At 71.0% G+C, this 9,329-nt stretch carries 6 protein-coding genes and 3 pseudogenes; 7 read left to right on the forward strand and 2 right to left on the reverse strand.

Annotated elements, in window-relative coordinates:
* From OP79_RS57785 to OP79_RS47570, 7 genes and pseudogenes are all read left to right on the forward strand, one after another.
* Positions 1 to 103, forward strand: a pseudogene (locus OP79_RS57785) (carbohydrate ABC transporter permease); the annotation flags it as partial.
* A gap of 86 nt (positions 104 to 189) precedes the next feature.
* Complete coding sequence (locus tag OP79_RS47545; RefSeq protein ID WP_033329461.1) at positions 190 to 861, forward strand: bifunctional 4-hydroxy-2-oxoglutarate aldolase/2-dehydro-3-deoxy-phosphogluconate aldolase; 672 nt, start codon at positions 190 to 192, stop codon at positions 859 to 861.
* Positions 858 to 1,817 carry a sugar kinase gene (locus OP79_RS47550; RefSeq protein WP_078492518.1) on the forward strand — a complete coding sequence of 320 codons (960 nt, stop codon included), beginning with the start codon at positions 858 to 860 and terminating at the stop codon, positions 1,815 to 1,817. Before OP79_RS47545 ends, OP79_RS47550 begins: the two co-directional genes overlap by 4 nt.
* Before the next feature lie 63 nt (positions 1,818 to 1,880).
* Positions 1,881 to 2,954, forward strand: a complete 1,074-nt coding sequence (locus OP79_RS47555) for a lactonase family protein (protein WP_033329462.1) — start codon at positions 1,881 to 1,883, stop codon at positions 2,952 to 2,954.
* Positions 2,955 to 3,024: 70 nt separating this feature from the next.
* Entirely contained in the window at positions 3,025 to 4,545 is a 1,521-nt protein-coding gene (gene arfA / locus OP79_RS47560; protein ID WP_033329463.1) for an arabinosylfuranosidase ArfA, read from the forward strand.
* A gap of 153 nt (positions 4,546 to 4,698) precedes the next feature.
* The gene (locus OP79_RS47565; RefSeq protein ID WP_245685730.1) at positions 4,699 to 5,616 is read left to right on the forward strand and encodes a glycoside hydrolase family protein; all 918 of its coding nucleotides are present in this window, start codon (positions 4,699 to 4,701) and stop codon (positions 5,614 to 5,616) included.
* 101 nt (positions 5,617 to 5,717) lie between these two features.
* On the forward strand, positions 5,718 to 8,033 hold the full coding sequence (locus OP79_RS47570) for a beta-L-arabinofuranosidase domain-containing protein (protein ID WP_063742160.1): 2,316 nt from the start codon (positions 5,718 to 5,720) through the stop codon (positions 8,031 to 8,033).
* Between the two features lie 51 nt (positions 8,034 to 8,084).
* Here OP79_RS47570 and OP79_RS58815 read toward each other — a convergent pair.
* Together OP79_RS58815 and OP79_RS50170 are read right to left on the reverse strand one after the other, a co-directional pair.
* Positions 8,085 to 8,950 (reverse strand): annotated as a pseudogene (locus tag OP79_RS58815) (family 1 glycosylhydrolase).
* A 70-nt stretch (positions 8,951 to 9,020) separates the two neighbouring features.
* Positions 9,021 to 9,329, reverse strand: a pseudogene (locus tag OP79_RS50170) (spermine synthase); the annotation flags it as partial.

Below are 9,329 nucleotides of genomic sequence, written 5' to 3' on the forward strand. Positions count from 1 at the left end.
CGTCGCAGCAGGCACCGTGATGTACGTCGTGCCCGTGCTGGCGCTCTTCCTGATCCTCCAGCGCGGCTTCATCGCCGGAGTCTCCACCTCCGGACTCAAGTAACGCGCTTTGCCGACGCACCACCCCGTAAAGGAACTTCGCATGACCACTACCCAGCGCTTCGGCACGTCGTCCGCGGCGGTGAGGTCTTGACCGAGCGTCCGCCACTCACCCCGCAGCTGGGCCGGACGCGGGTCATGGCCATCCTGCGGTCGGCCGACGCGACGGGACTGCCGGCCGTGGCCCGGGCCCTCGCGGCCGGTGGCATCACCTGCCTGGAGGTCACCCTCACCACATCGGGTGCCCTCGACGCGCTGGCCGCCATCCGGGACGAGCTCGGGCCCGATGTGGCGGTCGGCGCCGGCACGGTGATCACCACCGAGCAGGCCCGGGAAGCGCTCGCGGCCGGGGCCGAGTTCCTGGTGGCCCCGGCCGTGGACACCGACGTGATCCGCGGCTCGACCGACAGGGGCATCCCGTTCTACCCGGGCGCCTGGACACCCACCGAAGTGTCCACCGCCTGGCGGGCGGGTGCCGCCGCCGTCAAGCTCTTCCCCGCGAGCACCGGCGGCCCCGACCACCTGCGGCAGCTGCGGGCGCCACTGCCGGACGTCCCGCTCGTCGCCGTCGGCGGAGTCGGCATCGACCAGGCCCGCGACTACCTCGACGCGGGCGCCCTCGCCGTCGGCATCGGCTCCCCTCTACTGCGGGGAGCAGACCGGAATCCGGCACCGGAGACCCTGGACGCCCTCACGGCGAGGACCCGCACGCTGCTCGACGCGATCCGGGCCACGTCCAGTCATCAGGAGGCCGGCCCGTGAACGACCCTTCCCAGCAACGCTACTTGGTGACCGTCGGCGAGGTCCTCGCGGTCCTGGCCGCGTCGGACACCGGCCCGCTGGCCCTGGGCTCCGGCCTGCGTCTCGGGCTCGCCGGAGCCGAGTCGAACGTCGCCGTGGGCGTCAGCCGGCTCGGCGGGTCCGCCACCTGGATCGGCCGCGTCAGCGACGACGCACTCGGCGACCTCATCCTCCGCGAACTGCGCGCGGAAGGCGTCACCACGGTCGCCACACGCGACCGAGCCCCCACCTCGCTGTTGCTGCGCGAACGCCGTACGGCCACGCACAGCCGTACGCGCTACTACCGCACCCACACGGCGGGTGCCCAGCTGTCCGCCGACGACATCCCCGAGGACCTCGTCGCCGGCGCGGCGGTCCTGCACATCACCGGGATCACCCCGGCGCTGGGCGAAGGTCCGGCCCGTGCCGTCACCCGAGCGGTGGACATCGCCGTCGACGCCGGCGTACCGGTCTCACTGGACATCAACTTCCGGTCGTTGCTGTGGGACGAGCAGGAGGCCGGGTGCACGCTGCTGCCGCTGCTGCGCAGAAGCGACCTGGTCTTCGCGGGACCGCACGAGGCGCGTCTCATGGTGCCGGACGCCGACGGCCCGGAGGAACTCGCCAAGCGCGTCTGCGAACTCGGCCCCGCCGGAGCCGTCATCAAACTGGGCGCCGAGGGCGCGTACGCCCTCCTCGACGGCCGGGAACACCGGCAGCCCGCCGTGCCCGTCACCCTGCACGACTCCGTGGGCGCGGGAGACGCGTTCGCCGCCGGATACCTCGCCGAACTGCTCGCGGGCGAACCGCCGGAGAAGCGCCTGCGGACGGCGGCCCTGCTCGGCTCCTTCGCCGTCAGCACCACCGGCGACTGGGAAGGCCTGCCCAGGCGCAACGAACTGGATCTGCTGGACCACTACGACGACATCGTGCGCTGAGCCCTTCCCGGCACCGCATCCGCGCAAGTACCCACCCGCTCAAGGAACTTCCAGGGACCACCCATGCCCACGCCTTCCTCCACCGATGAGGTCGCTGTCCTCATCGGCTCCTACACACCCGACTCCGGCGGGGACGGTGCCGGGATCGCAGCCCTGAAACTCGCCCCGGCCACCGGCCACCTGGCGCACGACACCGGAGTGCCGCCGCTGCGCGTCAGCGGGGCGTCCTTCCTGGCGGCGCATCCCTCGCTCGACGTCGTCTACAGCACGAACGAGACCGATCCGGGCACGGTCAGCGCCCTGGTCGGGCACGGCGACGGCCGACTGTCCCCGCTGGGCGGCCCGTTGAGCAGCGGCGGCGCCAACCCGTGCCACCTCACCGTCCACCCGGACGGGGGCTGGCTGCTGACCGCGAACTACGGCAGCGACACCGCGCCCGGCAGCGTGGCCGTGCACCGCCTCGACGCGGACGGACGCCCGGTGGAGCTGACCGACGTCGCCGTCCACGAAGGGGCGGGCCCGGTCGTCGGGCGGCAGGAGGGCAGTCACGCCCACCAGGTGCTCGTCGACCCGGCAGGCCGTTACGTCCTCGCCACCGACCTGGGCGCCGACGCGGTCTTCACCTACCGGCTCGACACCCGGACCGGCACCCTGGAGCAGGTCGCGGTGAGCCAACTGCGCCGCGGCTCCGGTCCTCGCCACCTCGTCTTCGCCCCCGGCGGTGAGCTGGTGTTCAGCGCGGACGAACTGTCCTCGACCGTCACCTGCCACCGGTACGACGCCGGTACGGGCACCCTGGCGGGCCTCTCCTCAGTGCCCGCCACAGCGGTCCGGAACGTCACCAACCAGCCGGGTGGCATCGTCGCCTCGCCCTGCGGCCGTTTCGTGTGGGTGACCAATCGGGGCGCGGACACGGTGGCCGCGTTCCGGGTCACCGGCACAACACTGGAACCGATCGACGAGATGCCCGCCGGCGGTACCTGGCCGCGCGGCCTGACCCACGCGGACGATCACCTGCTGGTCGCCAACCAGCACAGCGGGACGCTCGTCGCGCTGCGTGTCCTGGACGACGGGGCGCTGCGGCAGGCGGGCCCGGCGCTGTCCGTTCCGTCGGTGGTCTGCGCGCTCGTCCTCTGACACCCGCTTCGCCCCGAACACCTCGTCCGCAAACGCCGGACAGCCTCAAAACAGCCAACGAAAGGCAGTCATGTCCCGCCCCACCCCCGCACGCTTCACCCTCGACTCGGCGTTCGGCATCGGCGCCGTACACCCCCGGCTGTACGGATCGTTCGTCGAGCACCTGGGCCGCTGCGTCTACACCGGCATCTACGAACCCGGCCACCCGCAGGCCGACACCGACGGTCTGCGCCGGGACGTTCTGGAGCTGATCCGGGAGCTGGGCGTCACCACCGTGCGCTACCCGGGCGGCAACTTCGTCTCCGGTTACCGCTGGGAGGACTCCGTCGGCCCGCGCGAGGAGCGCCCGGTGCGGCTGGATCTGGCCTGGAAGTCCACCGAGACCAACGAGTTCGGCCTCGGGGAGTTCATGGACTTCTGTGCCAAGACCGGCATGGAGCCCATGATGGCCGTCAACCTCGGCACCCGCGGAGTGGAGGACGCCCTGCGGCTGCTGGAGTACAGCAACCACCCGGGCGGCACCGAGCTGTCCGACCGCCGTGCCGCCCACGGCGCCAAGGAGCCGTACGGCATCAAGATGTGGTGCCTGGGCAACGAGATGGACGGGCCCTGGCAGACCGGGCACAAGACGGCGGAGGAGTACGGGCGGCTCGCCGCCGAGACCGCCCGTGCCATGAGAATGATCGACCCCGGCCTGGAGCTGGTCGCCTGCGGCAGTTCGGCGTCCTCCATGCCGACCTTCGGCTCCTGGGAGGCGACCGTCCTGGAGGCCGCGTACGACCTGGTCGACCACATCTCGCTGCACGCCTACTACGAGGAGATCGACGGCGACCGCGACTCCTTCCTGGCCTCCGCCGTCGACATGGAGCACTTCATCGAGTCGGTCGTCGCCACCTGCGACCACGTCCGAGCGCGGCTCAAGGAGAAGAAGCGGATCAACCTCTCCTTCGACGAGTGGAACGTCTGGTACCAGAAGCGGCCCAACCCTCACCAGGTCGAGGACTGGCAGCAGGCCCCGCGCCTGCTGGAGGACGTCTACACCGTCACCGACGCCGTGGTGTTCGGCTCGCTGCTCATCGCCCTGCTGCGGCACGCCGACCGGGTGACCGCCGCCTCCCTGGCCCAGCTCGTCAACGTCATCGCGCCGATCATGACCGAGCCGGGCGGCCCGGCCTGGCGGCAGACCACATTCTTCCCCTTCGCCCAGGCGTCGACGTACGGGCGCGGCCGGGTGCTGCGCGTCGACGTGGACAGCCCCACGTACCCCACCGCCCGCTTCGGTGACGTACCGCTGCTGCACGCCACCGCCGTCATGGACGACGAGACCGGCGACATCACCGTCTTCGCGGTCAACCGCAGCCAGACAGACGCCCTGCCCCTGGAAATCGACCTGCGTGGCGTCGGCGCCCACACCGTGGCGGAGCACCTGGTCCTGGCCGACAGCGACCCGGAGGCGACCAACACCGCGGACCGGCCCGACCGGGTCACCCCGCACCCCGCCACCGGCACCACCGTCACCGACGGAGTCCTCCACGCCGAACTCGAACCGCTCTCCTGGAACATGATCCGGCTGACGAACCGGCAGGACTGACCACTCCCGACGTACCGGCTGTCCATGGGCCGCTGCCACCGCCGTCGTCCACGCCGCGGGCACCGGCTCATGGGCCTGCATACGGCACCGACACACACTCACGCCCGGGAAGAACCGATGACAACCGTTGCCCGACCCCTCTTCCGAGATCCCATGCACGACGGCGCGACCGACCCCACCGTCGTCTGGAACCGGCAGGCCGGCGAGTGGTGGATGTTCTACACGAGCCGACGCGCCGACGCCCCGCCGATGAACGACGTGAGCTGGGTGCACGGGACCGACATCGGGATCGCGTCCTCCGCGGACGGCGGAGCCGGCTGGCTGTACCGGGGAATCGCCGAGGGGCTGGACATCGAGCCCGGGCGGCACACCTACTGGGCCCCCGAGATCGTCGACGACGGAACCGACTACCACATGTTCGTCAGCGTGATCCGCGGTGTTCCGACTCAGTGGGCGGGCCATGCACGCGTGATCCGTCACTACACGAGCCACGACCTCTTCTCATGGACCTACCGTTCCACCTTGTCGCTCTCGTCCGAGCGAGTGATCGACGCCTGCGTCCTGCGGCTCCCCACGGGCGGCTACCGCATGTGGTACAAGGACGAGGCCGATCACGCGCACACCTACGCGGCGGACAGCGACGATCTGGCGCGGTGGACCGTCCGGGGGCCCGCCGTCGAGTGCTCGAAGCACGAAGGCCCGAACGTCTTCGAGTTCGGCGGCAGCCACTGGATGCTCATCGACGAATGGCATGGACAGCGGGTTCTTCACTCACGGGACCTGGAGACATGGGAGCCGCGAGGACTCATCCTCGATCGTCCCGGTCAGGGCCCGGACGACGGGGGGTACGGCTACCACGTCGATGTCGTCACCAGCGAACTCGGCGCATTCGTCTTCTATTTCACGCACCCCGGGCGATCCGACGACGGCCCCGGACCCCACAGCGACCACAACGGCCGCCGGAGCTCGATCCAGGTCGCACGCCTGCGGGTGAGCGGAGACACCCTCGTGTGCGACCGCGACGAAGCCCTTGAGGCCCCCGTCCTCCCTCTCGAAGGGCCTGACCGGTGACACGGGAGGCCTTGTGGTTCCCACCCTGACACCGGACCGCCGGCACCACGACGCCGCTTCCCCGCAGGACCGAAGCGTTCGAACTAAGGAAACAAGCAGTCATGCAGCCACTCCCCCGCAGCGCGGTACGCCTTCTCCCCGGCCCGTTCCTGGACGCGCAGGCCACCGCCCTCGACTACCTGCTGTCCCTCGACGCCGACCGGCTCCTCGCGCCCTTGCGGCGCGAGGCCGGCCTGCCGCCGGTCGCCGAGTCCTACGGCAACTGGGAGAACTCGGGTCTCGACGGCCACACCGTCGGGCACGCGCTGTCGGGCGCCGCTCTCATGAGCGCGGTGACGGACGACCCCCGGCCGAAAGCCATGGTCGAACGTCTGGTTCAGGGCGTCGTCGAATGCCAGGACGCCCTGGGCACCGGCTACGTCGGGGGCATCCCCGACGGCGTGTGGCTGTGGCAGCGGGTCGCCGCAGGGCAGGTGGAACGGGACTCGTTCGAGCTCGGTGGTGCCTGGGTGCCGTGGTACAACCTGCACAAGCTCTTCGCCGGCCTGCTGGACGCCCACCGCCACACCGGTTCGGACCTGGCGCTGACCGCCGTCCGACGGCTGGCCGACTGGTGGGACCAGTTGGCGGCCGGGATGGACGACGACACCCACGAAGCCATGCTCCGCACGGAGTTCGGGGGAATGTGCGAGGTTCTTGCGGACCTCGCCGACGTCACCAGCACAGACCAGTACGCCGCACTCGCCCGGCGGTTCCTCGACCAGTCCCTGCTCGGCCCGTTGCGCGAGCACCGTGACGTCCTGGACGGGATGCACGCCAACACCCAGATCGCCAAGGTCGTCGGATACCAGCGGCTCGGCGAGGTCGGCGGCGACCCCGGCCTGCGGGACGCCGCCCGGTTCTTCTGGCAGACCATGACCCGGCACCGGACGTTCTCCTTCGGCGGCAACTCCGTGCGCGAACACCTGCACCCCCGCGACGACTTCACCTCCGCGTTCCAGTCGCCGGAGGGCCCCGAGACCTGCAACACCTACAACATGCTCAAGCTGAGCCGCGCGCTGTTCCTCGAGGAGCCGGACGCCGAGGTGCTCGATCACTACGAGCGGGCGACGGTCAACCACATCCTGTCGTCCCTGCATCCCAAGGGCGGGCTGGTGTATTTCACACCGGTGCGACCGGGCCACTACCGCGTGGTGTCGACGCCCCAGGACTGCTTCTGGTGCTGCGTTGGCACCGGGCTGGAGAACCACGCGAAGTACGGGGAGCTGGTGTACACCGCCGACGGCGGCGACCTGTTCGTCAATCTCTTCATCGCTTCCCGGCTCAGCCTGCCCGAACAGAACCTGGTGCTGGAGCAGACCGGGACGGCCCCCTACGACGACGAAGTGAAACTCGCGGTCCGTGGCGCTCCGGCGACCCTTCTGGCTATCCACATACGCGTCCCCAGCTGGCACGAGGGGACGCCGCAGGTCCGTATCAACGGCGCGCCGCCCGAGGGCGGGCCGGCCCCGCTCACCACGCGCCGCGGGGCAGGCGAACAGCCCCTGACCTACGTGCGTCTGAAGCGGCAGTGGCGCGAAGGGGACACGATCACCGTGCGCCTTCGCCCGCGCATCAGCGCCGAACTGCTCCCCGACGGCTCACCGTGGGTGTCGTACCGCTTCGGGCCCACCGTCCTCGCGGCCGAGGCCGACCGGGGCGACCTGGCCGGGCTCTTCGCCGACGACTCCCGGACGGGTCACGTCGCCGGCGGCCCGCTGCGCCCCCTGGAACACCTGCCCGTCGTACTCGCCCCGAGCGCCTCCGATCCGGCGGCCGGCGTACGCCGCCTCGCCCCGGACCGGCTGGAGTTCGCCCTGGATCACGTGGACGCACGACCGGGTGAGTCCGTCACCCTCGTCCCGTTCGCCGGCATCCACGACTCCCGCTACCACCTCTACTTCCCCGTGGCAGAACCGGAGCGGCTCCACGAGCGGCGGGCGGAGCTGCGCGCGGTCGACGAGGCGGCACTCGCACTGCACGACCGCACCATTGACACCGTTGCCGCGGGTGAGCAACAGCCCGAAAGCGACCACCGATTCCTGGGGCAGGACACGTGGTCGGGCCTCACCGACGGGCTGAGGTGGCGGGCCGCCACCGGATGGTGGTCCTACCGCCTGACAGACCCGGGCGGCGCCGCCACCGGCCTGCAGGTGACCCACCTCTCAGACGGAAGCGCAGGGCCGACCCGCGTGCTGGTCGACGGACAAGCGCTGGGCACGATTACGCCCTCGCCAGATCGCGAGGGCGAGGGCGAGGAAATCTCCCAGGTGTTCCCGCTCGACACGGACCGTCCCGCCGGACCCGTCAAGGTTCGATTCGAAGCGGTCGGCTCTGCACCCACCATCCGGCTGCGCGAAGTGCGCCTGGTGCGCTGACGTGACCCCAGGGCCGGGACCCGACTGCGGGTGCGGTCGGGCCGGCATGCGTCAGAGGTGTCCGCGGCGCGCGACCTCGCCGAGCCAGGCCAGGCTCGGCTCGGGACGCCGCTCGAACGTCTCCCGGTCGACGGCGATCAGCCCGAACGTCGGCCCCCAGTGCCCCCACTCGTAGTTGTCCAGGGCACTCCAGTGGAGGTAGCCGCGTACAACGACACCGCCGTCGTCGATGGCGGAGCGGTAGATCAGCCGTGATCGGTGGCCGGCTTTGGTGCAGATCAGCGCCGCCGTCGAGACCCGCTTGGTGCCCGCGGCGGTGACCCGCACCGCCGGGGTGTGGCCACGTCGGCCCCAGGTGCGGCCCTTGGGCGACCTCAGCCCTTGCCCGGCTCCGTCCTCGAAGCAGAGCCAGGCGCCCAGATCCGCCGCCCTCTTTTTATGACGGGCCACTGCTCGTCCTTCCAGGCGGCGATCCTCTCCTCGTCCTGCTCGGTGGCCTTGCGGGTCGGGACCTGCACGCTCCAGCCGATGCGGTGCAGCAGCAGGTCCAGCCCGGCCAGGGTGTACTCGACGCCGAACCGGCGGCGCACGATCTCGGCGATCCTCGCCGGCGTCCAGCACTGGTCACGCCAGCCGGAGGCGGCCGGGCCGACATCCAACACCCCTTCCAGCACACGCAGTTGTCCCGCATCGAGCTTGCAGCGGGCGCCGCCGGGTCCCTTCGAGGCCAGGGCCTGCCGACCATGCCCAGCCAACGCCCGGCGCCAGCGGTTCGCCGACATCCGGGTCACCCTGAACCGTCGGGCCACCTCCCGGTCACTGGCCCCGGCCTTGATCAAGTCAGCAGCCGCGAGCCGGACTTGCTCACGCCGAGCCCGTTCCTCGGCCGTCAGTCCACCGCCATCGGGATACCTCATTCTCCCGGCACAGCGCGGCCCACGACAGCCGTCACGACCCGACGTAACCCGCACCGTTAAAGATCTCTGGCTAGCCGAACGCCGAGGGCGGTGGTGCCGGTGAGGCCACCGCCGCCGCGTCCGTGACCGCTGTGGCGCCGCCGGTGAAGTCGGTCAGGGTTCTGCCGTGTTCGACCCTCGCGGGGTGCGGGTCCGAGGCGGCGCGGCGGGTCAGTTCGGCGATCGGGAGCGGCCGCCTTGACGACCCTGCGGACGTCGTCGAGAAACTCGGTGGAGGTCAGATGCGCGGGCGTACGCGCCCCGCTGAACACGTCCGCGATGACCAGGTCCGCCCAGCCGTCCGGCACCTTGGCGAGCCCTTCGCGGGCGTCGACGGAAC

It is taken from the genome of Streptomyces yerevanensis (genome assembly GCF_000716805.1).
Classification (GTDB): Bacteria; Actinomycetota; Actinomycetes; order Streptomycetales; family Streptomycetaceae; genus Streptomyces; species Streptomyces flaveus.

Bases quoted from the DNA above. Each gene is read 5' to 3' on its own strand.
- OP79_RS47570 (WP_063742160.1), top strand. From the start codon at position 5,718: ATGCAGCCACTCCCCCGCAGCGCGGTACGCCTTCTCCCCGGCCCGTTC.
- OP79_RS47565 (WP_245685730.1), top strand. From the start codon at position 4,699: ATGCACGACGGCGCGACCGACCCCACCGTCGTCTGGAACCGGCAGGCC.
- OP79_RS47555 (WP_033329462.1), top strand. From the start codon at position 1,881: ATGCCCACGCCTTCCTCCACCGATGAGGTCGCTGTCCTCATCGGCTCC.
- arfA (WP_033329463.1), top strand. From the start codon at position 3,025: ATGTCCCGCCCCACCCCCGCACGCTTCACCCTCGACTCGGCGTTCGGC.